The 25174-nt window shown below is 71.8% G+C and carries 18 protein-coding genes; 10 read left to right on the top strand and 8 right to left on the bottom strand.

All coding sequences use genetic code 11. The features are described 5' to 3' along the window. Nucleotides 1–91 precede the first annotated feature (91 nt). Complete coding sequence (locus tag CLV70_RS02025) at nucleotides 92–1474, top strand: cation:dicarboxylate symporter family transporter (protein WP_106124571.1); 1383 nt, start codon at nucleotides 92–94, stop codon at nucleotides 1472–1474. 106 nt (nucleotides 1475–1580) lie between these two features. Here the strand turns inward: CLV70_RS02025 and CLV70_RS02020 are convergent, their stop codons facing one another. The 4 genes from CLV70_RS02020 to CLV70_RS02005 form a co-directional block, all read right to left on the bottom strand. Beyond that, nucleotides 1581–2480: a carbohydrate ABC transporter permease gene (locus CLV70_RS02020; protein ID WP_106124570.1), complete on the bottom strand. Its 900-nt coding sequence runs from the start codon at nucleotides 2478–2480 to the stop codon at nucleotides 1581–1583. A gap of 1 nt (nucleotide 2481) precedes the next feature. Continuing rightward, nucleotides 2482–3402, bottom strand: a complete 921-nt coding sequence (locus CLV70_RS02015) for a carbohydrate ABC transporter permease (RefSeq protein WP_106124569.1) — start codon at nucleotides 3400–3402, stop codon at nucleotides 2482–2484. Beyond that, a complete protein-coding gene (locus CLV70_RS02010; protein WP_245907960.1) occupies nucleotides 3399–4727 on the bottom strand; it encodes an extracellular solute-binding protein in 1329 nt (442 codons plus the stop codon). The genes CLV70_RS02015 and CLV70_RS02010 overlap by 4 nt, the downstream gene beginning before the upstream one ends. A gap of 237 nt (nucleotides 4728–4964) precedes the next feature. Next, on the bottom strand, nucleotides 4965–6008 hold the full coding sequence (locus CLV70_RS02005) for a LacI family DNA-binding transcriptional regulator (RefSeq protein ID WP_106124567.1): 1044 nt from the start codon (nucleotides 6006–6008) through the stop codon (nucleotides 4965–4967). Nucleotides 6009–6325: 317 nt separating this feature from the next. Here CLV70_RS02005 and CLV70_RS02000 point away from each other — a divergent pair, with 317 nt between their 5' ends. Genes CLV70_RS02000 through CLV70_RS01985 form a run of 4 tightly spaced genes read left to right on the top strand, consistent with a single transcriptional unit; the run spans nucleotide 6326 to nucleotide 12165 of the window. Then, nucleotides 6326–7636 (top strand): SGNH/GDSL hydrolase family protein, encoded by a 1311-nt coding sequence (locus CLV70_RS02000; RefSeq protein WP_106124566.1) that lies wholly within the window; start codon nucleotides 6326–6328, stop codon nucleotides 7634–7636. Further along, the gene (locus CLV70_RS01995; RefSeq protein ID WP_106124565.1) at nucleotides 7633–10581 is read left to right on the top strand and encodes a glycosyl hydrolase 115 family protein; all 2949 of its coding nucleotides are present in this window, start codon (nucleotides 7633–7635) and stop codon (nucleotides 10579–10581) included. Before CLV70_RS02000 ends, CLV70_RS01995 begins: the two co-directional genes overlap by 4 nt. Beyond that, complete coding sequence (locus CLV70_RS01990) at nucleotides 10578–11078, top strand: helix-turn-helix domain-containing protein (RefSeq protein ID WP_106124564.1); 501 nt, start codon at nucleotides 10578–10580, stop codon at nucleotides 11076–11078. Before CLV70_RS01995 ends, CLV70_RS01990 begins: the two co-directional genes overlap by 4 nt. Before the next feature lie 46 nt (nucleotides 11079–11124). Further along, entirely contained in the window at nucleotides 11125–12165 is a 1041-nt protein-coding gene (locus CLV70_RS01985; RefSeq protein WP_106124563.1) for a hypothetical protein, read from the top strand. Between the two features lie 21 nt (nucleotides 12166–12186). On the opposite strand, the gene CLV70_RS01980 is transcribed toward CLV70_RS01985, so the two are convergent. Further along, nucleotides 12187–13197 carry a LacI family DNA-binding transcriptional regulator gene (locus CLV70_RS01980; RefSeq protein WP_245907959.1) on the bottom strand — a complete coding sequence of 337 codons (1011 nt, stop codon included), beginning with the start codon at nucleotides 13195–13197 and terminating at the stop codon, nucleotides 12187–12189. Between the two features lie 123 nt (nucleotides 13198–13320). Between CLV70_RS01980 and CLV70_RS01975 the strand changes: the two genes are divergently transcribed. Together CLV70_RS01975 and CLV70_RS01970 are read left to right on the top strand one after the other, a co-directional pair. Further along, nucleotides 13321–15342, top strand: a complete 2022-nt coding sequence (locus tag CLV70_RS01975) for a neutral/alkaline ceramidase (RefSeq protein ID WP_211303600.1) — start codon at nucleotides 13321–13323, stop codon at nucleotides 15340–15342. A 57-nt stretch (nucleotides 15343–15399) separates the two neighbouring features. Next, nucleotides 15400–17229 carry a LamG-like jellyroll fold domain-containing protein gene (locus CLV70_RS01970; protein WP_106124560.1) on the top strand — a complete coding sequence of 610 codons (1830 nt, stop codon included), beginning with the start codon at nucleotides 15400–15402 and terminating at the stop codon, nucleotides 17227–17229. A gap of 37 nt (nucleotides 17230–17266) precedes the next feature. On the opposite strand, the gene CLV70_RS01965 is transcribed toward CLV70_RS01970, so the two are convergent. Next, complete coding sequence (locus CLV70_RS01965; RefSeq protein ID WP_106124559.1) at nucleotides 17267–18919, bottom strand: glycoside hydrolase family 99 protein; 1653 nt, start codon at nucleotides 18917–18919, stop codon at nucleotides 17267–17269. 94 nt (nucleotides 18920–19013) lie between these two features. Beyond that, nucleotides 19014–20423 (bottom strand): MFS transporter, encoded by a 1410-nt coding sequence (locus CLV70_RS01960; RefSeq protein ID WP_106124558.1) that lies wholly within the window; start codon nucleotides 20421–20423, stop codon nucleotides 19014–19016. Between the two features lie 115 nt (nucleotides 20424–20538). On the opposite strand from CLV70_RS01960, the gene CLV70_RS01955 reads away from it, so the two are divergent. From CLV70_RS01955 to gabT, 3 genes are all read left to right on the top strand, one after another. After that, nucleotides 20539–21111: a TetR/AcrR family transcriptional regulator gene (locus tag CLV70_RS01955; protein ID WP_106124557.1), complete on the top strand. Its 573-nt coding sequence runs from the start codon at nucleotides 20539–20541 to the stop codon at nucleotides 21109–21111. Between the two features lie 106 nt (nucleotides 21112–21217). Next, nucleotides 21218–22651, top strand: a complete 1434-nt coding sequence (locus tag CLV70_RS01950) for a gamma-aminobutyraldehyde dehydrogenase (protein ID WP_106124556.1) — start codon at nucleotides 21218–21220, stop codon at nucleotides 22649–22651. A gap of 3 nt (nucleotides 22652–22654) precedes the next feature. Beyond that, nucleotides 22655–23932 (top strand): 4-aminobutyrate--2-oxoglutarate transaminase, encoded by a 1278-nt coding sequence (gene gabT / locus CLV70_RS01945; protein ID WP_106124555.1) that lies wholly within the window; start codon nucleotides 22655–22657, stop codon nucleotides 23930–23932. Here gabT and CLV70_RS01940 read toward each other — a convergent pair. Continuing rightward, the gene (locus CLV70_RS01940; protein ID WP_106124554.1) at nucleotides 23918–25123 is read right to left on the bottom strand and encodes a saccharopine dehydrogenase family protein; all 1206 of its coding nucleotides are present in this window, start codon (nucleotides 25121–25123) and stop codon (nucleotides 23918–23920) included. The genes gabT and CLV70_RS01940 overlap by 15 nt on opposite strands. Nucleotides 25124–25174: the final 51 nt, after the last annotated feature.

Genomic DNA, 25174 nt, shown 5'->3' with positions numbered 1-25174 from the left:
GTGTTTCCGGCGGGCCCCGCCGCGTTTCCTCCCGGTGAACAGAATGAACGCAATGGTGCCTGCCGATGAGACGCAGACCACAGTCTGCGGCATGGACACCGAGACCGTCCCGCCGCCCAGGCGGGACCGCACGCACTACCTCTATCTGGCGGTGATCGTCGCCGTCCTGCTCGGCATCGCCGTCGGTTTCCTTTTCCCGGACTTCGCCGTCGAGCTCAAGCCGATCGGTTCGGGCTTCGTCAACCTCATCCGCATGATGATCAGCCCGGTCATCTTCTGCACCATCGTGCTGGGCGTCGGCTCGATCAGCCAGGCCGCCAAGGTCGGCAAGGTCGGCGGCCTCGCCCTCGGCTACTTCCTCGCCATGTCCACCGTGGCGCTCGCCATCGGCCTGGTGGTCGGCAACCTCGTCCACCCGGGCTCGGGCCTGGACCTCAGCGCGGAGGTGGCGAAGGCCGGGCAGGGCGCGGTCGGCGACACGGCGTCCGAGGGTACGGCCGACTTCCTGCTGGGCATCATCCCGACCTCGCTGCTCTCGGCGCTCACCGACGGTGAGGTGCTCCAGACGCTGCTGGTGGCGCTGCTGGTCGGCTTCGCGTGCCAGTCGATGGGCCGGCGCGGCGAGCCCGTGCTGCGGGCCGTCGCCGTCATCCAGCGGCTGGTCTTCAAGGTGCTGGCGATGATCATGTGGCTCGCCCCGATCGGCGCGTTCGGCGCGATCGCGGCGGTGGTCGGCGCGACCGGCGTCGACGCGCTGAAGAGCCTGGCGCAGATCATGCTCGGCTTCTACGCCACCTGCGCGATCTTCGTCTTCGTGGTGCTCGGGGTGCTGCTCTGGGCCGTCGCCCGGATCAACATCCTGTCCCTGCTGCGCTACCTCGGCCGGGAGTTCCTGCTGATCGTCTCGACGTCGTCGTCGGAGTCGGCGCTGCCGCGCCTCATCGCCAAGATGGAGCACTTCGGGGTGAGCAAGCCGGTCGTCGGCATCACGGTGCCGACGGGCTACTCCTTCAACCTCGACGGTACGGCCATCTACCTGACCATGGCGTCGCTGTTCATCGCCGAGGCCATGGGCGACCCGCTGTCCGTCGGGGAGCAGATCTCGCTGCTGCTCTTCATGGTCGTGGCGTCGAAGGGCGCCGCGGGCGTCACCGGCGCCGGCCTGGCGACGCTGGCGGGCGGCCTGCAGAGCCACCGTCCGGAGCTGCTCGACGGGGTCGGCCTGATCGTCGGCATCGACCGCTTCATGTCCGAGGCGCGGGCGCTGACCAACTTCGCCGGCAACGCGGTCGCCACGGTGCTGATCGGCACCTGGACCCGCGAGTTCGACCGGGAGCGGGCGCTGACCGTGCTGGCCGGCCAGGACCCGTTCGACGAGTCCACGATGCTCGACGACCACGGCGACGCCCCGGCGTCCGCGTCGGACGGCGGCGACAGCACCGCGCACCGCCCGGCTTCCGTTCCTTCACCCTGACGCACGCGAGCGGGCCGTGAACGCCCCTCGGACGGCCCGCTCGCGTCGTCGCCTGCTCCACCCTGCCGCGCCTTAACCCGACTGCCCCCGGCGCGGCGGGGTGGTCCTACTTGCCGAAGCCCGCGGTGAGACCGCTGAGCAGCTGGCGTCGGCCGATCGCGTACATGAGCAGGATCGGCAGGGCCGTCAGCACCACGGACGCCAGCACCGCCGGCACGTTGACGCTGTACTGGCCCTGGAAGCTCCAGAGGGCCAGCGGCAGCGTCCGCTGCGTCGGGCTCTGGGTGAGCACCAGCGGCAGCAGGAAGTTGTTCCAGGTGAGCAGGCCCTGGTAGATCGTCACCGTCATCAGGGCCGGCCGGGTGAGCGGGAACGCCAGGGACCACAGCGTGCGCCACTCGGTGGCACCGTCCATCCGCATCGACTCGAAGAGCTCCTTCGGCACGTCGCGGATGAAGTTGGTGAGCACCAGCACCGACAGCGGGATGGCGAACGCGATCGAGGGCAGGATGATCGCACCCAGCGTGTCGTACATCTTCAGCCGGATGATGATCAGGTACACCGGGATGATCACCGCTTGCAGCGGGATGGCCAGGCCCATCAGGAACAGCGAGTTGGTGTAGCGCAGGAACCGCTGCCCGGTGCCGCGCACGATCGCGTACGAGGCCATGAACGAGATGACCACCGCCGGGATGACCGCACCCACGGTGACGATCGTCGTGTTGAGGAAGTACCGGGCGAAGTCGGACTCGATCACCAGCCGGTAGTTCTCGAGCGTCGGCTCGCTCGGCGGGACCATCGGGTTCTGCGAGAAGTAGTTGCTCGAGGTCTTGAAGCTGGTGATGACGATCCAGTAGATCGGCACCATCACGATCAGCAGCCAGACCCAGCCGAACGACCCGCCGATCCAGTTGCGCTGGGTCCAGCGCCGGGACCCGCGGCGGAGGGTCGCCTCCGGTTCCGGCGACGGATCGGCGGTGCGGGCGTGTGTCGTCAGCGTCGCCATCTCAGGCCCCTTCCAGCTGGCTCTCGTCGCCCCGCCCGCCGAGCCGCCGGAGCAGCAGGGCGAGGCCGAGCCCGACCAGGACCAGGATCACCGCGATCACGCTGGCCGGTCCCATCAGGTTGGCCTGGAAGCCGCGCTTGTACATGTCGAGCGCCAGCGCCCGGGTGGCATCGCCGGGGCCGCCGGCGGTGAGGACGAAGATGAGGTCGAAGAACGTCAGCGAACCGACCACCATCAGCGTCGACGACGTGATGATCGTGTACTTGAGCTGCGGCAGGGTGATGCTGAAGAACTTGCGCAGCCGGCCCGCGCCGTCGATCTCCGCCGCCTCGTACATCGACGTGGGGATCTGGCGTACGCCGCCCTGGTAGATCAGCGAGTGGAACGGGATGAACTGCCAGGAGACCACGAAGATCACGACGCCCATGGCGAGCTTGCTCTCACCGAGCCAGTCCTGCCGGAGCAGCTCGATGCCGAGGCCCTCGCCGAGACCGAAGTTCGGGTCGAGCAGCGCCTTGAAGGTGATCGCCAGCGCGGCCGAGCTGAGCAGCAGCGGGATGAAGTACAGGATCGCCAGGAACTCGCGGTAGCGCTGCCGGCCGGCGAGGAAGACGCCGATCAGCAGGCTCAGGGGGGTCTGCGCCAGCCAGGAGAGGGCCATGATCAGGAACGTCACCCAGAGGGCGTGCGGCAGGCCGGGGTCCGACAGGACCGACCGCCAGCTGGTCAGGCCGGAGGGCTGGATCTCACCGATGCCGTCCCAGGTGGTGAAACTGAGGAACAGCACGCCCAGCAGCGGGACGACCCCGAACGCGAGGAACATCGCGAGGGCCGGCACCGCCATCCAGGCGACGGGAGCGTTGCTCCGCCCGCCGTTCGTGGTGGGCCGCACCCCTACCGGGGGCGGAGCAAGCGCCGTCATTTGCCGATGACCCCGTTCATGTTCGTGATGAACTGGTCCGGGCTGATGCCGCCGGACTTCTGGAAGAACTTGGCGATGTTGTCCAGGAGGGCCTCGGCCGCGGTCGGGCTGAGCGCCTGGTCCCAGGACTGCGCGAAGTTCTTCGCGTTGGCGGACGTGTCGTAGATGAACTTCAGGAAGTCGGCGTCCTTCGAGGAGGCGAACGACGACTCAGTGCCCTTGACGATCGGGATGTTGCCCGAGTCGATCCATTCCTTGACCTCGGCGTCGTTGAGCACGGTGTCCTTGAAGAACTTCTTCGCGGTCTCCTTCTGCTCGGCGGTGGCCTTGGAGGAGATCGAGTAGTACTGGCCGGGGTTGCCGACCGTGCTGCTCGGGTCGCCCTTGCCGCCCGTGACGACCGGGAAGTTCATGTAGCCGAGCTTGCCGGACTTCACGAAGTCGCCGCCGTCGTTGGACATGCTGCCGTAGGTCCAGGCGCCGTGCAGCATCATCGCGGCCCGGCCACGGTAGAGCAGGGCCTGGTCGGCGTTGGAGTCGGCGGTGATCGTGGCGTAGCCCTTGACGAAGCCGTCGGCGTCGATGAGCTGGCGCAGCTTGGTCAGGGCCTCCTTGGCGGCCGGGTGCGACCAGGCGTTGGCCTTGCCCTCGAAGATGGCCTGGAAGACCTCGCTGCCGCCGATGCGGTCGAAGAGGAACTCCATCCACATCATGTTCGTCCACCGCGACTGGCCGCCCAGAGAGAAGGGCGCGATGCCCTTGCCGTTGAACAGGGTGACCAGGTTCATCACGTCGTCCCAGGTCTCCGGCGCCTTGGCGCCGTTCTTCTCGAAGACCTCCTTGTTGTAGTACAGGACGATCGGCGCGACGGTCTCGGCCGGCATCGCGTAGATCTTGCCGTTGATCGTGGCGGGGCCGAACGCGGTCGGGAAGAGCCGGTCCTTGACCGCGGCGTTCTGGCCGAACCAGTCGGTCAGGTCCTCGACCTGACCGGCCTCGACGTAGCTCTTGAGGCCGCCGCCGCCCCAGCCCCAGATGATGGTGGGGGCCTGGCCGGCGCCGATGGCGGTCTTGATCCGGGTCTTGTACGCGTCGTTCTGGAACGTCGTCGCCGTGATCTTGGCGTCCGGGTTCGCCTGGTTGAACCGGTCCACCGCGTGCTGGCGGATGCCCTCGCCGGGCTGACCGGTCAGGAACCAGTAGCTGGCCGATCCGGCCTTGCTGCCGCCCCCGGAGGTGCCCGGTCCTTCACTGCCGCACGCGGCGAGCGCCGCGGCGGCGCCCGCTCCGACGCCCAGGTTGAGGAAGTTCCGACGGGATATCATGCTGCGCTCCACGCTTGTCTCCATACTCGAGTGCCGCGATGCCGCGGCGGGCCGTTCCCTGCCACCGGAAGTTTCGAGAGAAGCTCGTAAGTTATCGAGATTTCTCGTTAACGTAGGGTTTCAAGGGTGGTGTGTCAAGGGTCTCAAAGGCCTTCCTCCCGGAACATAAAACGCGACGCCAGCACGGGTGGGATCGCTCCCATGCGGCATTGCGGCCAGGTCACGTTCAGGTCTCTGTCAGGCGTCGGTCCGCGCCCGTAACTTTCGGAAAACCGCGGTGCTGTCACGCAGGACCAACTCCGTTGACAGTTCCACCCTAGGGGCATTCACCCGTTCACCTTGGGCGAGTCGCAAGACTGTCCTCGCAGCGAGACCTCCCATCTCGGCGAGCGGCTGGCGCACGGTCGTCAGCGGGGGTGACGACCAGCGGGATTCCGGCAGGTCGTCGAAGCCGATCACGCTGACGTCGTCGGGCACCCGCAGGCCCCGGCGGCGCGCCGCCTCGTACACGCCGAAGGCCATCTGGTCGCTGGCGGTGAAGATGGCGGTCGGCGGGTCGGGGCGGGCCAGCAGCTCGGCGCCGCGGACGTACCCGGACTCGTGGTAGAAGTCGCCCTGCCGGATCAGGTCCTCGTCGATCCGCAGGCCGGCCGCCTCGAGCCCGGCGCGGTAGCCGTCGAACCGGGCCCGGCTGCACATCACGTGCCGCGGTCCGGCGATGAAGCCGATCCGGCGGTGCCCCAGCCGGGCCAGGTGCTCGGTGGCGCTGAGCCCGCCGGCCCAGTTGGTGGCCCCGATGGTCGGCACCCCGGCGTCGGAGTTGCCCACCGGGTCGACGACCACCACCGGGATGCCGAGGCGGGTCAGCTCGGTGGAGACGGTCGCGGTCAGCTCGGAGTTGACGAAGATGACCCCGGCCGAGGAGCGGACCCGCAGGTTCTGCAGCCACTGCCGGGTGGCGAGCGGGCGCCGGTGCACCGCCGAGACGACGGTGCCCACCCCGCACGCGTGCGCGACCTCCTCGACGCCGCGCAGCAGTTCCACCGCCCAGGGGCTGTCGAGGTCGTTGAAGACGAGGTCGACCAGGCCGGTGCGCCCGTTCTGCTGCCGGGAGTTGCGACGCCGGTACCCGTGCTGCTGGAGCAGCTGCTCGACCCGGGCGCGGGTCTGGGCCGACACGTCGGAGTGCCCGTTGAGGACCCGCGAGACGGTCGGTACGGACACCCCGGCCGCCCGCGCGATCGTGGAGATGGTGACGCGCCGGTTGTCGTCCATGGTCACCTCCCGGCCGGGCGGGGGTCGTCGCGGCGGATGACGGTGGGGAACGCCGTCGGAGTCTTGATCATCGTTGATGTCCTCACGGGCGGTGGCTCCGAAAGTTACGAGACTTTCCGTTACGTGCCCGGAACATAGGCCAGGAAAGTGGCGATGGTCAACGGGCAACAAAGTGGACCAATGACGGGCTGGAATCGCTGATCAAGGACGCTGCATCGCAGGTCGGGGGCGGCCTTGACCGGACTTGGATGGACGTCTATGTTGCGGGAAGTTGCCAGGCGATTTCCGAAACTTCCGAGCGTTCCGCCGCTCAAGGAGGCCGCATGTCCGCGCCCGTCACCGGTGGCCGTCATTCCCGCCGGACGATCCTCGCCCTCGCCGCCGGAGCCGCGGGTGCGGCCGGCGTCGCCGCCACCCCGGGCGCCGCCGACGCCCACGAGACGCCCGGTGAGGGCTGGACCGGCAGCTGGGCGGCGGTGCCCACCACCGTCCCGCCCGGCGACCCCACCGTCCTGTCCGCGCGGACCGTCCGGCACGTCGTGCACCTCAGCCTCGGCGGGGACCGGTTGCGGGTGCGCCTCACCAACGAGTTCGGCACCGCGCCGCTGGTCGTCGGCGAGGTCCGGGTCGCGCGGCGGCTCGGCTCCGGAGCCGCCACCACGACCGTGCCCGGCACCGACCGGCGGGTCACCTTCGGCGGGCGCGGCGCGGTGACCGTGCCGGCGGGGGCGCCGATGGTCAGCGACCCGGTGGCGCTGCGCGTACCGGACGGGTCGGACCTGACGGTGAGCATCTACCTGCCGGGGCCCACGCCGGTCACCACGCTCGCCGCCTTCGCGTTCCAGGAGAACGTGGTGGCGGACGGCAACGTCACCGCCGCCGCCCGGCTCACCCCGGTCGCCACCGTGACCCAGAACCTGTTCCTCTCCGGCGTCAGCGTGCGCCGCCACGCGCCGGCGATCGTGGCGTTCGGCGACTCGATCACGAACGGGGCCAACACGCGGACCAACGCGAACCATCGGTGGCCCGACCTGCTCGCCGCCCGGCTGCGCGGGGCCGGGCTCGACCGCGGGGTGGTCAACCTCGGCGTCTCGGGCAACCGGCTGCTGCACGACCCCGATCCGCCCGCCGGCAGCGATGCCGTGGCGTACGCGGCGTACTTCGGGCAGAGCGGCCTGCGCCGCTTCGACCGCGACGTGCTCGCCCAGCCCGGCGCGCGGCACCTGATCGTGCTGCTCGGCATCAACGACCTGGGCCATCCGGGCACCACCGCGCCGGCCTCCGAGACGGTCACGGCGGCCGACCTGATCGGCGGCCACCGCCAGCTCATCGCCCGCGCCCGCCAGGCCGGGATGCGGGTCCACGGCGGCACGATCCTGCCCTGCCAGGGCGACACGTTCGGCTTCTTCAGCCCGGAGAACGAGCGCAAGCGCCGCGAGGTCAACCGCTGGATCCGGGAGGGCGGCGAGTACGACGGCATCGCCGACTTCGACGCGGTCATGCGGGACCCGGCCCAGCCCCTGCGGCTGAACCCGGCGTACGACAGCGGGGACCACCTGCATCCCAACGACACCGGCATGGCGGTCATGGCGGCTGCCGTCCCGCTGCGCTTCTTCCGCGGGCACGCGTCATGAGGCCGCTGCTCGCCCTCGCCGCGCTCGCGCTGCCCCTGCTGGTGGCGCCCCCGGCGGCCGCGGCCCCGGTCGTCGCGGCCGGCCGGACCGACGGCTACGTGTCCACCCACCCGGGGCCCGGACGGTTCCCGATCGCCGAGCGCGGCCGGGCCGCCCCGGTCGTGGTCGACCCGGGCGACCACGCCGGCGTCATCCGGGTCGCCGACGACCTGCGCGCCGACCTCCGTACGGTGACCGGCGTCCTGCCCGGCAGCGCGCCCGCCGGACGCGACCCGATCATCCTGGGCACCGTCGGCAAGAGCCCGCTCATCGACCGGATGGTCGCGGCGGGCCGGCTCGACGTGCGGGGCCTCGCCGGCAGGTGGGAGACCACGGTCGAGCAGATCGTGGACCACCCGCTGCCGGGCGTACGCCGGGCGTTCGTGATCGCCGGCAGCGACCAGCGCGGCACGATCTACGGCGCGTACGACCTGTCGAAGCGGATCGGCGTGAGCCCGTGGCACTTCTGGGACGACGTGCCGGTACGCCACCACGACGCGCTCTACGCCCTGCCCGGGCGGCACACCCAGGGCACGCCCGCGGTGAAGTACCGGGGCTTCTTCATCAACGACGAGAACCCGGCGACCGGCACGTGGGCGCCGGGGTACTTCGGGCCGGGCAAGGCCCCCGGCTACCCGAACGGGCTGAACGCGGCGTACTACGCCAAGGTCTTCGAGACCATGCTGCGGCTGCGCGCCAACTACCTGTGGCCGGCCGTGTGGGGGCGCGCGTTCGCGGAGGACGACCCGCAGAACCACGCCACCGCCTCCTTCTACGGCGTCGTCATGGGCACCTCGCACGAGGCGCCGATGATGCGCGGCATCGAGGAGTGGAACCGGCACCCCACCGGCACAGGGGAGTGGAGCTTCCGGCGCAACCCCGACGCGATCAAGGCGTACTGGCGGGACGGCGCGGAACGGATGGCGCGGGAGAGGATCGAGGGGGTCGTCACGCTCGGCATGCGCGGCAACGGCGACGTGAGCCTGCCCGACGGCGACGGCATCGACCTGATGAGCTCGATCATCGACACCCAGCGGCAGATCCTGCGCGACACCGGGCTGATCGGCGCCCCGCAGGTGCAGACCCTCTACAAGGAGGTGCAGCGTTACTGGGACCAGGGATACCGCCCGCCGGACGACGTCACGGTCGTGTTCTGCGACGACAACTGGGGCAACATGCGCAAGTTCCCGGACGCGTCGCTGCCCCCGCGCGGCGGCGGGTACGGCATGTACTACCACTTCGACTACGTCGGCGGCGGCCGCAACTACAAGTGGGTCGACACGGTCAACCTCACCAACACCTGGGAGCAGTTGCACCGGGCGTACACGTCGGGGATCGACCGGCTCTGGATGGTCAACGTGGGTGACCTGAAGAACGAGGAGGAACCGACGCAGTTCTTCCTCGACTACGCCTGGAACCCGGCCGCGATCCCGCTGCACGGGATCGGGGAGTGGGAGCGCGGCTACGCGGCGCAGAACTTCGGGGCCGAGCTGGCGCCGGCGATCGCGGACCTGCTCGGCGACTACGGCTACCTCCAGTCGCGCCGCAAGCCGGAGCTGCTCAACCGCCGGATCACCCTCGACCCCACCACCCGGGAGATCCGCTACGACGACCAGGCCAGCCCGTTCAGCCTCACCGACTACGGCGAGCTGGACCGGGTCACCGCCCAGTGGCAGGCCCTCGGCGCGCGCGCCGACCGGCTCCGCGCCCGGGTGCCCGCCGCCTGGCAGGACGCCTTCTACCAGCTCGTCTTCTATCAGGTGAAGGCCACGGCCAACCTGTACGCGCTGCGCCGCGCCGAGTTCACCAACATCCTGTACGCCGCCCAGGGCCGCGCCGTGGCCAACGAGCTGGCCCGCGAGGCGGAGGAACGCTTCGCCGAGGACCAGGCGATGAGCGCGTATTACAACACCGGGCTCGCCGGCGGCAAATGGCGGAACTGGCAGCTGCAACCCAAGATCGGGTACGGCAACGTGGAGCGGTACGGCCCCAACGCCCCCTGGCAGCAGCCGGAGAAGGACAACGTGGCGCTGCCCGACGAGATCTACCCGTACCTGAAGCGGGTGGAGGTGCCGGCCGCGGCGGGGATGGGCGTGGCGCTCGACGGCGGGGACCCGCGGGTGCTGCCGGAGTTCAGCCCGTACCAGGCGCAGGAGGCGCAGTACCTCGACGTGTTCAACACGGGTGCGGCGCCGTTCGCGTACCGGATCAGCGCGGCCCGGCCGTGGGTCCGGATCACCCCGGCCGCCGGGCGGGTCACCGGGCAGGTCCGGGCCACCGTCCGCGTCGACTGGTCGCGGGCCCCGGCCGGGGTGACCCGGGTGCCGATCACGGTGACCGGGGCGGGACGCACGGTGGTCGTGGAGGCGCCGGTGCGCAAGCCGGTGCTGCGGCCGTACGGCTTCGTCGAGGCCAACGGGTACGTCGCCATGGAGGCGCCGCACTACACCCGCAAGGTCGGCGACTGGCGGGTGCTGCCCCGCATCGGCAAGACCGGCGACGGCCTGACGGCGCTGAGCGGGCCCGGCTCCCGGCTCGAGTACGCGATGACCCTGACCACCACCGGCCCGGTCCGGGTCTCCGCGGTGCTGTCGCCGCGCAACGGCACCCTGCCGGTGCCGGGGCTGCGCTACGCGATCTCGGTCGACGACCAGCCCGCGCAGACGGTCGACGTCATCGCGGCGACCGGCGCCAACGACACCACGATGAACCGGCAGTGGGAGCGCAACACCTCCGACAACGTCACCGTCACCACGACCACCCACGTCATCGACCGGCCGGGACGGCACACGCTGGTCTTCCGTACGGTCGACCCGACGGTGATCCTGCAACGGCTCGTCGTGGACACCGGCGGCGTGAAGTACAGCTACCTCGGCCCGCCGGAGAGCCGGCGGTACGGGGCATGACCACGGCCGTGGCCCTGCTGGCACCGCCGGCCGCCCCGCCCGCGCACCTCGGCGTCTACCGCGCGGTCTTCACCGGCCCGCTGTTCCGCCTGACGCGGGCGGTGGAGGAGGCGGACGTGGTGGCCGTCGCCCCGGCCGGATGCCTCGTTCCCGGGCTCGCGGCCCGGCTGCGGGCGGCGGTCGGGCGGGGCTGCCGGGTGGTGGCCTCCGGGCCGGCCGTCGGCAGCCTCGCCGCCACCGGGGTGCTCGACGGCCGGCGGGTCGCGGTGCGCGACGGCCAGCAGCCGTTCTTCGCCCGGCGCTTCCCCCGCGTACGGGTGGCGGCCGGGGTCCGGTTCGTCGACGACGACCCGGTGCTGACCGCCGCGGACAGCCGCGGCGGCCTGGAGCTGTGCCTGCACCTGGTGCGCAAGGACCACGGCGCGGCGGCCGCGGCGGATTTGTCGGCCGGGCTCCACCCACTCTTCGTCCAGCGGTCATGTACACGGCGTCATTGATCTCATAGATTGCCCGCGATCTATCTCTTCGATCGCGGGAGAACACATGTCCGTCAAGGGCAGGATCGCGGCCGTGCTGGCCGCGGCGCTCGTCTCCGCCGGCCTGATGACGCCGGCACCGGCGCACGCGGCGGTCAGCCGGGCCCAGCTGGCACTGCGCTGGGCCCCCATCCACTACCAGGACGTCGACGCCACCGGCAGCCACGCGCTCGGCGGCAGGTCGGACTACCTCACCAGGGTCGACTTCGACGGTGACCTCAACGGGCGCAACAACTGGGACAACGCCGGCCAGCCGGGGGCGTCCTTCGCCGCGCACGTCTACTACTCGGTCGTGGAGACCGGCAGCCACTGGTACCTCACGTACTTCTTCTTCCACCCGCGGGACTGGATCGACCACCCGTTCTTCGAGACCGAGCACGAGAACGACGGCGAGGGGGTCACCCTGGCGGTCGAGAAGAACGGCACCGACTACGGCGTGCTGCGCGGGGCCGTCACGGTCGCGCACACCAACTTCTACTCGTACGTGCCGGCCGGCAGCAGCTGGACGAACGGGCGCGAGACGATCGACGGGACGCTGCAGACGCAGTCCTCGCCGTACGACTCGTTCGCGCACCCGGTGACCGCGCAGGAGCGGGGCGGGCACGGGCTGAAGGCGTACCCGCAGTACACCATCGACGGCGACGGCGTCGTCTACTACCCGTCCACCACCGCGGAGACGCCGTCCGGCACCAACGACCGCGACGTGCAGTACGCCCTCGTCGACATCTTCGCCGCGGGCGGGCTGTGGGCCGAGCGGGACAACGCGAACCTGTTCGCCGGCCTCGGCACCTTCGCCGGGGACACCTCGGGCGGCTGCGGCGTCGGCACGTTCTCGTGCGGCACCAACTCCGCGAACGCGCCGTGGGGCTGGGACGACGGCGACGACCTGCCCGGCCGGGGCGAGATCGCCACCGATCCCGCGAAGCTCGCCGCCGAGTACTTCACCGTGCCGGGGACGCTGTCCCGGTCGTACACCTACAACCCGTACTCCGGTGCGGCGGCGGCGCTGAAGGAGGCCGCGAGGACCGCGCCGCGCATCGTCGACTGATTCCCGCCCGGGTGCCCCGGCTCAGGAGACCTGGGCCGGGGTGCGCGGGGGTGCGGTGCTGTCCCGCACGACGAGCTCGGTGGCCAGCTCCACCCGGGGGGTCTCGATGTCGTCGCCCTGGGCCATCCGCAACGCGGTCCGGGCGGCCAGCCCGCCCATCTCGGCGAGCGGCTGGCGCACGGTGGTGAGCGGCGGCGAGGCCCAGCGCGCCTCCGGCAGGTCGTCGAAGCCGATCACGCTGAGATCGTCGGGGACCCGCAGCCCGCGGTGCCGGGCCGCCTCGTAGACGCCCAGGGCCATGGTGTCGCTGGAGGCGAAGATGGCGGTCGGCGGGTCGGGCAGGTCCAGCAGCGAGCGGCCGCCGGCGAAGCCCGACTCGTACAGGAAGTCGCCCTGCCGGATCAGCGACTCGTCGACCGTCTCGAGGCCGGTGCGGTAGCCGTCGAGCCGGGCGCGGCTGCAGATCAGGTTCTTGGGCCCGGCGATGAACCCGATCCGGCGGTGGCCGAGGGCGGTCAGGTGCTGCGTCGCCGAGAGGCCGCCGGCCCAGTTGGTGGCGCCGATCGTGGGGATGTCCATCGGGGCGCCGCCGGCCGGGTCGATCACCACCACCGGGATGTTCAGGCGCTGGAGCTCGGCGTAGACGGGGGTGTTGAGGTCCGAGGTCACGAAGATGACGCCGTCGGACTGGCGGGCGTACAGGTTCTGCAGCCATTGGCGGGTGGCCGTCGAGCGGCGGTGCACGGCCGAGACCACGGTGCCCACCCCGGCGGCGTGCATGACGTCCTCGACGCCGCGGATCAGCTCGACCGCCCACGGGCTGTCGAGGTCGTTGAAGACCAGGTCCACCAGGGCCGCCTTGCCGGTCTGCTGGCGGGAGGCGCGGCGGCGGTAGCCGTGCTCCTTGAGCAGGTTCTCCACCAGCTCCCGGGTCTGCGGGGCCACGTCGGCGCGGCCGTTCAGGACCCGGGACACGGTCGGCACGGAGACCCCGGCCTCCCGGGCGATCGCGGCGATGGTCACGCGTGCCACGGGCGCCTCCTCGTAAGTTTCGGTTTCAAGTCTCGGAAGTATTCCACAGTCCGTGCGGGAAAACATGAACCGGATTAGCATCTGGCCCTAACGATCGGCCTCGGTCTATATCCGGAGGTGCCTTTGTCCGCCAAACGCCTGCTCAGCGTTCTCACGGTCGGCCTGTTATCCCTTTCTCCCGCGCCCGCATCGGCCACCGCGGACAATTCCGCGGCCGACGGCTATCGCGTCGGCGTGGGCATCGGGGACATCACCGGGGAAGCCGCCGAGGTCGGCATGCTCGGCTACGCCGACCCGGGCCAGACCACCTCCGGCATCGCGTCGCGCCAGTGGGCCCGCGCCTTCGTGGTCGCCGACGGCGCCGGGCGCCACGTCGCCTTCGTCAGCGCCGAGATCGACTTCGTCACCCAGGCCGTCCAGATGGAGGTGCTCAAGCGGCTCCAGGCACGGTACGGCACCACGTACACCGACCAGAACGTCGTGCTCACCGCGACCCACACGCACTCCGGGCCCGGCGGGTTCTCGGAGTACCTGATGTGGAACCTGACCACGCTGGGCTTCGAGGCGCCGGTCTTCGAGGCGATCGTCTCCGGCATCGTCCGGGCCGTCGGCGCGGCACACGACGGCCTCGCGCCGGGCACCGTCAAGATCGCCGAGGGCACCCTCTCCGGCGCGAACGTCAACCGGTCCCTGCCGGCGTTCCAGAACAATCCGGCGGCCGACCGGGCGAGGTTCCCCGGCGCGGTCGACACCCGGATGACCGTGCTCCGCTTCGAGCAGGGCGGCCGCCCGGTCGGCCTGCTCGACTTCTTCGCCACCCACGGCACCTCCATGACCCCGGCGAACCACCTGATCAGCGCCGACAACAAGGGCTACGCGGCGCACCTGATCGAGGACGGCGTGCACGGCGTCGACTGGGCCCACCGCGGCGCGTTCGTGGCCGCGTTCGCGCAGACCAACGCCGGGGACATGTCGCCGAACCTGCGCAACGGCGGCGCCCAGGGCCCGACCGACGACGAGTTCGAGAACACCCGGATCATCGGCAAGCTCCAGGCGGACCGGGCGCAGCAGCTGTTCGAGAGCGCGACCGAGGAACTCACCGGTCCGGTCGACGCCCGCGGGCGGTACGTCGACTTCTCGGCCGTCCAGGTCGCCGGGCAGTACACGCCGGACGGGCAGGCGCACCGGACCTGCCCCGGCGCGCTCGGGCAGAACTTCACCGCGGGCGCCGAGGACGGCCCCGGCCCGCCGATCGTCGAGGAGGGCGACCTCAGCACCAACCCGCTGCTGCTGCTCGCCGGCATCGTGGTGAACCCGACGCCGGCCGAGGTCCGCGCCTGCCAGGCGCCCAAGGACGTCTTCCTGGGCAGCGGCAGCCAGAGCCCGCCGTGGACGCCGCAGATCATGCCGTTGCAGATCCTGCGCATCGGCCAGCTCGCCATCACCACCGCGCCCGGCGAGTTCACCGTCGTGGCCGGTCAGCGGGTGCGCGACGCGGTCGCCGCGGAACTCGGCGGGGTGGCCACCCACCAGATCCTCGCCGGGTACGCGAACGCCTACGCCGGCTACGTGACGACCCCGGAGGAGTACGACCTGCAGCACTACGAGGGCGCCGCGACGCACTTCGGCCGCTACACCGGGCCGGCGTACGCGCAGGAGCTGGCGAAGCTGGCCGTCGCCCTGCGCACCGGGCAGCCCACGCCGAGCGCCGTCCAGCCGCCCGCCCTGCCGCAGAACCGGATCAGCGTCCGGCCCGGGGTGGTGCTCGACACGCCGCCGCTCGGGAAGTCCTTCGGCAGCGTCGTCACCCAGCCCGACGCCTCGTACGCCCGCGGCGCCACCGTGCGCGCCGACTTCGTCACCGGCCATCCGAACAACAACCTGCGCAACGAGGGCACGTTCCTCGAGGTGCAGCGCCAGGACGGCGGGGCGTGGACGACGGTGTCCACCGACGCGGGGTGGCAGACGACCTACCGCTGGAAGCGCGAGTACCTCGGCGTCTCCACGGCGCAGATCGCCTGGACCGTTCCCGCCGGTGCGGCGCCGGGCAGCTATCGGATCGTGCACCACGGCGACGCGAAGGGTCTGACCGGGAGCATCAAGCCGTTCTCCGGTGCGACCCGGACCTTCACCGTCACCCCGTAGGGGAAGAGATCGCCGGCGCTCGCGTCCTCCGGGGCGCGAGCGCCGTTGACTGCTGGTGTGCTTAACAACCGAAATGGCCTGAAATCCGCCACCCGAAAGCTGGTCACCGTCGGCGTGGCGACCGTCCTGGTCGCGGCGGGCGGTGCCGCCCTGGCCGAGGTCGTCTCCGGTACGCCCGCAGGCGCACCCTCCTTCAACGGCCCGGTGTTCGCCGTCGCCCACCGCGGTGACACCGTCTACGTCGGCGGCTCGTTCACCGGCGCCGTGATCAGCGGCAAGACCGTCGCGCGGGCGCGCCTCGCCGCCTTCGACGCGCGCACCGGCACCCTGCTGGACTGGAACCCCGGGGCCGACTCGACCGTGCGCGCCCTGGCCGTGGACGGCGCGACCGTCTTCGCCGCCGGCGACTTCGGCAAGGTCGGGGGCGCGTCGCGGGACGCGCTCGCCGCCGTCGACGCCACCACCGGCGTGCCCGGCGCGCTGAAGCACACCGTGCTGGGCAAGCCGAACGCGCTCGCCGTGGCCGGCGGCCGGCTGTACGTGGGCGGCCGGATCACCGCCGTCGACGGCGTCGCGCGGTCCAACCTGGCGGCGTTCAGCACCGCCACCGGCGCCCTGGACCCGTGGGCGCCGACCACCGACGACACGGTGAACGCGCTGGCCGTCGCCGGCGGCAAGGTCTACCTGGGCGGCAGCTTCCACAAGACCAACGCGGTCAAGTCCACCCTGCGCCTCACCGCGGTCGACGCGGTGAGCGGCGTGCTGGACAAGAGCTTCCTGCCCAAGCCGGTGTCGCAGGTGTTCGCCCTCGCCACCGACGGCGCCGGGGTCTACGCCGCGCTCGGCGGGCAGGGCGGCCGGGCCATCGCGTACACCTTCGCCGGCCAGGCCCGCTGGACCCGGGTCTTCGACGGCGACGCCCAGGCCATCGCGACCCTGGACGGCACCACGTACGTGGGCGGCCACTTCGACAAGGCCTGCACGACCACGAACAACGGCGTCAAGGGCGTGTGCACGGACGGCTCGGTGCCGCGCGTCAAGCTGGCCGCGGTCGACGGCGCCGGCAACCTCACCGAGTGGGCGCCGCAGGCCAACGGCGTGGTCGGCGTCCGCACGCTGACCGCGAGCGCGGGCAACGGCCTGCTCAGCGTCGGCGGCGACTTCACCACGATCGGCGGCGTCACGCAGAAGCGGTACGCCTCGTTCGGCGGCCCCACCGCGCGGAACCCGGTGCCGCCCGCGCCGCCGTCGCCCTACGTGGCCTCGTACAACTTCGACTCCACGGTGGCCGACGGCACGTACGACGACGGCTCCGGCAACGGTCACCTGCTCAGGACGGTGTCGGTCAACGGCGGCACGCTCACCCGGGTGCCGCACGGCGCCGGCCAGGCCGTCGTGTTCCCGCCCAAGTGCACCGGCACGACCTGCCCGCGGGTGGTGCTCCAGGCGGCCGACGCCGCCGACCTCAACCCCGGCGCCAAGGATCTGCGGTACGGCGCCCTCGTGCTGCTGTCCCCGGCCGAGACGTCCTCGGGCGAGAACATCCTGCAGAAGGGCTACTCGACCGCGGGCGGCCAGTACAAGCTCCAGGTCGACGGCGTCTCCGGCAAGCCCAGCTGCGTGATGAGCGACAAGACCGCCACCACGATCTACCTCGCCAAGAGCGGCAAGTCGATGGCCGACGGCGCCTGGCACAAGCTCGAGTGCCGCCGGGCGGGCACCACCCTGACGATCCTGGTGGACGACCGGGTCGAGGGCTCGAAGACGCTGCCCGCGGCGCTGTCCGTGGTCACCACGCAGCCGCTCAGCCTGGGCGGCAAGGGTACGGGCACCAACAACGACCAGTTCCACGGCAGCCTCGACGACGCCTGGGTGAGCATCGGCTGACGCCCCGCGCGGCGGCCGGGGCGCGGGCCCCGGCCGCCTAGCGCGCGTACGCCTCGAAGGCCGACAGCTGTCCCGCCGGCCAGCCGCTGTTCGCGGTGACGGTGACCCGCAGGTGGCGGGCGGTGGCCGCGGCGAACGCGATCGTCACCTGGTTGCCGGTCGCCGGGTCGAAGACGCGGCCCGCGGCGGCGGACACGGTCGAGAAGGCCGTGCCGTCCGTGCTCGCCTGCACCTCGATCGTCTGCGTCCGGCGCTCCCACCCCGGGGGCGGCCGGAGCACGACGCGGGACACGGACAGCGCCGCGCCGAGATCGACGCGCCACCATTGCGGGAAGGCGTGGTTGGCGCTCTCCCAGTACGACCCGGCGTCCCCGTCGACCGCGTTGCCGGCCGCGTACGCCTGGGTCTGGCTGCCTGCCGTGGCCGGGCGCCGCAGCGCCAGGTCCGGCGCCGGGCCGTCGACGACCGGCGGGGTCGGGCGTACGGCGGTCAGCGGGAGCTGTCCCTTCAGCATCCGGCCGCCGTCGGCGGTGATCCGCAGGTAGTAGTCGGCGGAGCAGACAGTGCCGTCCTCGTCGAGCGCGCGGATGCCCGAGCCGGCCGGCACCCACTGTGCCGACACCGCGGTCTTGGCGATCTGGTTGCCCTCGTTGAACTCGTCGAACATGGACACGTAGAGGCCCTGCGAGCCGAGCCGGATCATGTTGTAGAGGCTGCGCCAGTAGTAGTCGCCGTGCCGCCGGTGCCCGGAGGACAGGTCGCCGGGCAGCACGCAGGGCTGGTAGTCGATGCCGTGCGCGGCGCAGTCGGCGATGTCGCCGGTGTTGACGTTCGCGTAGTACGAGTCCAGGTCCTCGGGGGTCGCCGCGCGCCCGACCATCCACGGCGAGATCATGTGGAACGCGTGGTAGACGTCGAGGAAGCCGGGGCGCGAGTCGTTGATGCCCAGCCGCCACCAGGTCGGCACGCCGCCGATGACGTAGCAGCCCTGGGCCTTGAACCAGGCGATGACCTCGAGGCACGGCGCCGGGGAGAACGAGCGGCCGGGGTCGTCGAACCCGAAGCCCCAGAGGCAGGCGACGGGCCGGCCGTTCTGGCGCGCGTACGCCGGCGACGCGGTGTGTGCGGCCATCTTCGCCGACCAGTCCGCCTTGAGCCCGGACTGCATGGCGGTCCAGCCCGTCACGTCGTACATGATGTAGAACTTGCGGCCGGTGGCCTCGGCCGCCGCGCGGACCTTGACCGTCATGGCGTCGCGGGTCGGCCCTTCGTCGCCGGTCGGGTCGAAGCGTTGCAGCGCCGCGGTGTCGACGCCGTGGTCGCGCATCCAGCGGAAGTGCGTGTCGACGGTCTGCTGGTCGTAGGAGGAGAACAGCCGTGCCGGCTGCCCGTTGCCGAGGTTCGGGTACGCGGTCGGGTAGCCGTGGTCGAGGTCGGACAGGTCCGGCCAGCTGACGATGGTGGTGTTGGCGGGCGAGGGCGGCTGGAAGCGGTCGCGGCTCCAGTGCCACCAGCCGCCGATCGGGGCGCCGTCGCCGGGGCAGGAGAACCACCCCTGGTAACCGGCGCTGATCTTGCCGACCACGTCGCCGGGCGGGGAGGCGGCCGGCGCCGCCGTGCCCCCGGGGAGCAGGGGCGCGGCGGCGCCGGCGGCGATCGAGGACAGGACGGTGCGGCGAGAGGGGGGCATGGGGACTCCTCGGATCCGCCGGCAGGGAAGGGGGATGACGGATCGACGGTCATCGTGACAGCGGCGGACACATTCCCGCAATACTTGGACTTACTTATGAAATATTGGGGCGGCGGGGGAGCCAGATCGCCACCACGGCCCCGGCGGCGATGACGGCGGCGCCCACCAGCACCGCGGGCCTGATCCCGTCGACGAACGCCTCGTGGCTGGTGTAACCGCCGTACGAGCTGAAGACTGACGCCAGCGTCGCGACGCCGACCGCCACGCCCAGCTCGCGCAGGGTGTTGTTGGCCCCGGAGGCGACCCCGCGCTCCGCCTCGGTGACGCTGCCCAGGGCCATCGTGCTGATCGGCGCGAACGTCAGCCCCATGCCGACGCCGGCCAGCACGAACGCGATCACGAGGTCGCCGTACGACACGGTCGTGGTGGTGGCCAGCGCGATCCAGAGCACGCCCGCGGCCAGCAGCACCTGGCCGGCGACGATCAGGTTCCGGACCCCGGCGCGGTCCGCGAAGATGCCGGCGAGCGGCGCCACCACCATCGGCGCCATGGTCCACGGCAGCGTACGGATCCCCGCCTCCAGCGGGCCGAGCCCCTGCACCACCTGGAAGAACTGGGCCAGCAGGAAGACCGAGCCGAAGGCGCCCGCGGAGAAGGTCAGCGTCACGATGCTGACCAGGCCGAACCCGCGCGACCGGAAGAGCGACAGCGGCAGCATCGGGGTGCGGTTGCGGGCCTGCCACGCGAGGAAGAGGGCGAGCAGCGCGCTGCCGCTCACGAGCATGCCGAGCACCCGCGCGGAGGTCCAGCCGCGGTCCGGGCCGTCCACCACGCCCCAGACGAGCAGCAGCATCCCGGCGGCGGACAGGAGCAGTCCGAGCGGGTCCAGCCGTGGCGCCCCGCCCCGCGACTCGCGCAGCGTGGTGCCGGCCAGCACCACCGCGACGACCCCGACGGGCACGTTCAGCCAGAAGATCCACGACCAGTGCAGGCCCTCGACGACGGCGCCGCCGACCACCGGCCCGACCGCGACGCCGAGCCCGCTGATCCCGCCCCAGATGCCGACCGCGGCGTTGCGCAGCCGATCGGGTACGGCCTGCGCCAGCAGGGTGAGCGACAGGGGAGCGACCGCCGCCCCGCCGAGCCCCTGCACCGCCCGCGCGGCGGTGAGCATCCACGGCTCGGTGGCCAGCGCGGCGGCCGCGGAGGCGAGGGTGAACACGACGATTCCCGCGATGTACATCCGCCGCCGCCCGAGCCGGTCGCCGAGCGCCGCGGCGGTGAGCAGGAAAGCGGCGAACGGCAGCGTGTAGGCGTTGACGAACCACTGGAGGTCGGCGAGGGAGGCGCCCAGCTCGGTGCGGATCACCGGCAGCGCGGTGGTCACCACGAGGTTGTCCAGCGTGACCATGAAGGTGGGGATGCCGACGGCGGCCAGCACGGCGGCGAGCGGGCGCGCCGGTCGTTGCCGGACCCGTTCCGGGGCATCGGTGGCGAGGGACATGGTGGCACTCCTTGTGGTTATCGAATGATAACTAGCTTGCCACGAGGTTAGTTATCATCCGATGCCTTGCGCAAGAGCCGGCGGCCTCGAAGTTATCGGCTGATAACATCGGCGGATGGCACGGACCCGTCTCAGCGCCGAGGAACGTCACGAACAGCTGCTCGCGGCGGCCCTCACGGCGTTCACCGCCGGTGGCTACGCCGGCACCACGACCGACCAGGTCGCCCGGCTGGCGGGGGTCTCGCAGCCGTACGTGATCCGCCTCTTCGGCACCAAGCAGCAACTGTTCCTGGCGACCCTCGACCACGCCGGGCGGCGCATCGAGGAGCGCTTCCGGCGGGCGGCCGCCGCTGCCCCGACCCTGGACAGCCTCGGCGCGGCGTACGACGACATGCTGGCCGAACGGGAGCTCATCACCGTGCTGCTGCACGGGTTCGCGGCCGGCGCCGATCCGGCCGTCGGCCCCGTCGTGCGCGACTGCTTCGGCCGGATCTACCGGACCGTCCGCGAGCTGACCGGCGCGGACGAGGACGAGGCGCGGCAGTTCCTCGCCATGGGGATGCTGCTCACCTGCCTCGGCGCGATGCGGGTGGCCGGCCCCGACGCGGTGCCCCGGGAACCGTGGATGACCGAGCTGCTGGGCGACGGCGGCCACCCGGGGGCGCCGCACACGCACGCACGGGGCTGATCGACGGAACTGGCGGCTACAGGGGCTTGTCAGCTGCGGATTCGGTGGAAAGATGGGCCTGCGAAGCCTGATACCGCACCTGTCCGCCATGGAACCGGGAGGCCGGATGACCAAGACCGTGCTGCACAACTTCGTCGGCGGGGCCGCCGCCGCGCCGGCCGGCGGCCGCTACGCCGACCTGGTCGACCCGTCCACCGGCGAGGTGTTCGCCAGCGCGCCGGTGTCCGGCGAGGAGGACGTCGACCGGGCCGTCACGGCCGCCGCCACCGCGTTCGAGAGCTGGCGGGACACCACCCCCGCCGAGCGGCAGCGCGCGCTGCTCAGGTTCGCCGACGCGGTCGAGGCCCGCGCCGAAGAGCTGGTCGCGGCGGAGTCGCGCAACACCGGCAAGCCGCTCGGGCTCACCGCGAGCGAGGAGCTGCCGCCCGCCGTCGACCAGCTCCGCTTCTTCGCCGGGGCCGCCCGACTGCTCGAGGGGCGCTCCGCGGGGCAGTATCTCGCCGGTTACGAGAGCTACGTGCGGCGCGAGCCGGTCGGCGTCTGCGCGCAGGTCACGCCGTGGAACTACCCGCTCATGATGGCGGTCTGGAAGATCGCGCCGGCGCTGGCCGCGGGCAACACCGTGGTGCTCAAGCCGTCCGACACCACCCCGGTCACCACGGTGCTGCTCGCCGAGATCGCCGCCGAGTTCCTGCCGCCGGGCGTGTTCAACGTCGTCACCGGCGACCGGGACACCGGCCGTGCCCTGGTCGGCCACCCGGTGCCGCGGATGGTCTCCATCACCGGGTCCGTACGCGCGGGCATGGAGGTCGCCGGGTCCGCCGCCGCCGACCTCAAGCGCACCCACCTTGAGCTGGGCGGCAAGGCCCCCGTGGTGGTCTTCGACGACGCCGACGTCGAGGCCGCCTCCGCCGCGATCGCCGAGGCGGGCTACTTCAACGCGGGGCAGGACTGCACCGCCGCCACCCGGGTGCTCGCCGGGCCGGGCGTCCACGACGACTTCGTGGCCGCCCTCGCCGAGCAGGCCCGGGGCACCCGCACCGGCGCCCCGGACGACGAGGACGTGCTCTACGGCCCGCTCAACAACGCCCGCCAGCTCGAGCGGGTCAGCGGCTTCGTCGACCGGCTCCCGGACCACGCCACGGTCGAGGCGGGCGGGGCCCGGCAGGGCGAGCGCGGCTACTTCTACACCCCGACCGTCGTCTCCGGCCTGCGCCAGGCCGACGAGATCATCCAGGACGAGGTCTTCGGCCCGGTCATCACCGTGCAGCGCTTCACCGACGAGGACGAGGCGGTCCGCTGGGCCAACGGCGTCGAGTACGGCCTGGCGTCCTCGGTCTGGACCCGCGACCACGGCCGGGCGATGCGGATGACCCGGCGGCTGGACTTCGGCTGCGTCTGGGTCAACTGCCACATCCCGCTGGTCGCGGAGATGCCGCACGGCGGGTTCAAGCACTCCGGTCACGGCAAGGACCTCTCCGTGTACGGCCTGGAGGACTACACCCGCATCAAGCACGTCATGCACTACACGGGGGAGTGAGGCGTGCCGTCCTCCGAGGAGCTCCACAAGCGGCGTACGGCGGCGGTCGCGCGCGGCGTCGGCTCGGTCGTGCCGTCCTACGTGGACAGCGCGAGCGGCGGCACCCTGCGCGACGTCGACGGGCGGGAGTGGATCGACTTCGCCTCCGGCATCGCCGTGACCAGCGTCGGCAACAGCGCGCCGCGGGTCGTCGAGGCGGTCCGGGAGCAGGCCGGACGCTTCACCCACACCTGCTTCATGGTCGCGCCGTACGAGTCGTACGTGGCGGTCTGCGAGCAGCTGATCGCGCTGACCCCGGGCCGGTTCGACAAGCGGGCGGCGCTGTTCAACTCGGGCGCCGAGGCGGTCGAGAACGCGGTGAAGATCGCGCGGCACGCCACCGGGCGGCAGGCGGTCGTCGTGTTCGACCACGCGTACCACGGGCGGACGAACCTGACGATGGCGCTGACCGCGAAGGTGATGCCGTACAAGCACCGGTTCGGGCCGTTCGCGCCGGAGATCTACCGGGTGCCGATGTCGTATCCGCTGCGCGACGGCGGCCTGTCCGGGCCGGACGCGGCGATCCGCGCGATCGACGTCATCGAGAAGCAGGTCGGCGGCGCCAACGTGGCGGCGGTGGTGATCGAGCCGATCCAGGGCGAGGGCGGCTTCGTCGTCCCGGCGCCGGGCTTCCTGCCCGCCATCGCGGCCTGGGCGAAGGGCGCGGGCGCCGTCCTCGTCGCCGACGAGATCCAGACCGGCTTCTGCCGTACGGGAGCCTGGTTCGCCAGCGAGCACGAGGGCGTCGAACCGGACCTGGTCACCACGGCCAAGGGGATGGGCGGCGGCCTGCCGATCGCCGGCGTCGCGGGCCGCGCCGAGCTGATGGACGCCGTGCACGCGGGCGGCCTCGGCGGCACGTACGGCGGCAACCCGCTCGCGTGCGTGGCCGCCCTCGCCGCCGTCGAGACGATGCGGGAGCTCGATCTGGCCGCCGCCGCGCGCGGCATCGAGGCCCGCATGCTCCCGGTCCTGCGCGGGTTCGCCGAGCGGGATCCGGGCGTCGCCGAGGCGCGCGGGCGCGGGGCCATGCTGGCGATCGAGCTGGTCAAGCCCGGCGGCATCGAGCCCGACGCGGCCCGCACGGCCACGGTGGCGAAGGCGTGCCACGACGCCGGGCTGCTGGTGCTCACCTGTGGGACGTACGGGAACGTTCTGCGCTTTCTCCCACCCCTGGTCATCGGCGAGCGGGAGGTGGACCGCGGCCTGGAGATCCTGCGGGAGTCCCTACTGGGCGCGTAGCGCCCACGGCGAGCCGTACGCGGTCAGCAGCTCGAGGAAGGGCACGGCGTCGAAGGCCTCCGGGCCCAGGACGCCGGCGCCCGACCACGTCCCGGCGGCGAGCAGTTCGAGGGCGACCACCGGGTTCACCGCCGTCTGCCAGACCACCGCCTGCGAGCCGTACTCGCTCATCGACCACCGGTTGTCGACGACGTGGTAGAGGTACACGGTGCTCGGCCGGCCCTGCTTGTCGAGCCCGCTCACCAGCGTGCCCGCGCAGGTGGCACCGCTCATCCGGTCACCCAGCGTGGACGGGTCGGGCAGCACCGCCGCGACCACGTCGCGCGGCGAGACGGAGACGCCACCGACCCGGACCGGATGCGTACGGTCGAGCCCCAGCTTGTGCAGGGTCCGCAGCACGTCGATGAACTCCTTGCCCAGCCCGTACTTGAAGGTGACCCGGCCGGCGTCGACCCAGCGGGGGATGAGCAGCACCTCCTCGTGCTCGACGTGCACGCACTCGACCGGCCCGATGCCGCCGGGAAAGTCGAAGGTCTCCGGCTCCGACAGCGGCTCGGTGGTGAACCAGCCCCGGCCGCGCTCGTAGATGACCGGCGGGTTGAGGCATTCCTCGATCGTCGTCCACACCGAGAACGACGGCGCGAAGCCGTAGCCCTCGACGACGAGGTTGCCGCCGTCACGGACGCCGATCTCGTCGATGCGCGAGAAGAGATGATCGGCGGCGTACCGGGCGAACACGTCCGAAAGCCCCGGTTCGACGCCCATGCCGACGAGCGCCAGCCGGCCCGAGCCGGCCCACCGGTCCGCGGCCGCGAACTGCTCGTCGCCCAGCTTCACGCCGGTCCGCTCGTACGGCAGCTCGGGGTGCGGGCGCGACAGCGACATGGCCATGTCGAGGTAGTCGGCGCCGGCCGCGAAGGCGCCCTCGAAGACCGGCATGACGAAGCGCGGGTCGACCGCGTTCAGCACGTGGGTGATGCCGTGCTCGCGGCACAGCGCGGCCACGCCGCCGGCGGCGGAGGCGTCCACCCGCGCCGCGGTGAAGCGGGCGTCCGAGAGGGACGCGACCGCCCGCTCGGCGCGCGCGAGGTCGTGATCGGCGACGACGAAACGGTCGTAGAAGTCACGCCGGGCGGCGATGCCGGTGGCCGCGGTGCCCACGCCGCCGGCCCCGACGAGAAGGATGCGCATGAGGGGCGCCTTTCGCCAACTGAAACCTTGTCCGCAGAGCGTTGTGGCCAC

The sequence above is a fragment of the Pseudosporangium ferrugineum genome (assembly GCF_003002065.1).
Taxonomy (GTDB): Bacteria; Actinomycetota; Actinomycetes; order Mycobacteriales; family Micromonosporaceae; genus Actinoplanes; species Actinoplanes ferrugineus_A.
This window is presented reverse-complemented; position numbering and strand designations above follow the sequence as displayed.

Bases quoted from the DNA above. Each gene is read 5' to 3' on its own strand.
- CLV70_RS02025 (WP_106124571.1), top strand. From the start codon at position 92: ATGGACACCGAGACCGTCCCGCCGCCCAGGCGGGACCGCACGCACTAC.
- CLV70_RS02020 (WP_106124570.1), bottom strand. From the start codon at position 2,480: ATGGCGACGCTGACGACACACGCCCGCACCGCCGATCCGTCGCCGGAA.
- CLV70_RS02015 (WP_106124569.1), bottom strand. From the start codon at position 3,402: ATGACGGCGCTTGCTCCGCCCCCGGTAGGGGTGCGGCCCACCACGAAC.
- CLV70_RS02010 (WP_245907960.1), bottom strand. From the start codon at position 4,727: ATGATATCCCGTCGGAACTTCCTCAACCTGGGCGTCGGAGCGGGCGCC.
- CLV70_RS02000 (WP_106124566.1), top strand. From the start codon at position 6,326: ATGTCCGCGCCCGTCACCGGTGGCCGTCATTCCCGCCGGACGATCCTC.
- CLV70_RS01995 (WP_106124565.1), top strand. From the start codon at position 7,633: ATGAGGCCGCTGCTCGCCCTCGCCGCGCTCGCGCTGCCCCTGCTGGTG.
- CLV70_RS01990 (WP_106124564.1), top strand. From the start codon at position 10,578: ATGACCACGGCCGTGGCCCTGCTGGCACCGCCGGCCGCCCCGCCCGCG.
- CLV70_RS01985 (WP_106124563.1), top strand. From the start codon at position 11,125: ATGTCCGTCAAGGGCAGGATCGCGGCCGTGCTGGCCGCGGCGCTCGTC.
- CLV70_RS01965 (WP_106124559.1), bottom strand. From the start codon at position 18,919: ATGCCCCCCTCTCGCCGCACCGTCCTGTCCTCGATCGCCGCCGGCGCC.
- CLV70_RS01960 (WP_106124558.1), bottom strand. From the start codon at position 20,423: ATGTCCCTCGCCACCGATGCCCCGGAACGGGTCCGGCAACGACCGGCG.
- CLV70_RS01955 (WP_106124557.1), top strand. From the start codon at position 20,539: ATGGCACGGACCCGTCTCAGCGCCGAGGAACGTCACGAACAGCTGCTC.
- CLV70_RS01950 (WP_106124556.1), top strand. From the start codon at position 21,218: ATGACCAAGACCGTGCTGCACAACTTCGTCGGCGGGGCCGCCGCCGCG.
- CLV70_RS01940 (WP_106124554.1), bottom strand. From the start codon at position 25,123: ATGCGCATCCTTCTCGTCGGGGCCGGCGGCGTGGGCACCGCGGCCACC.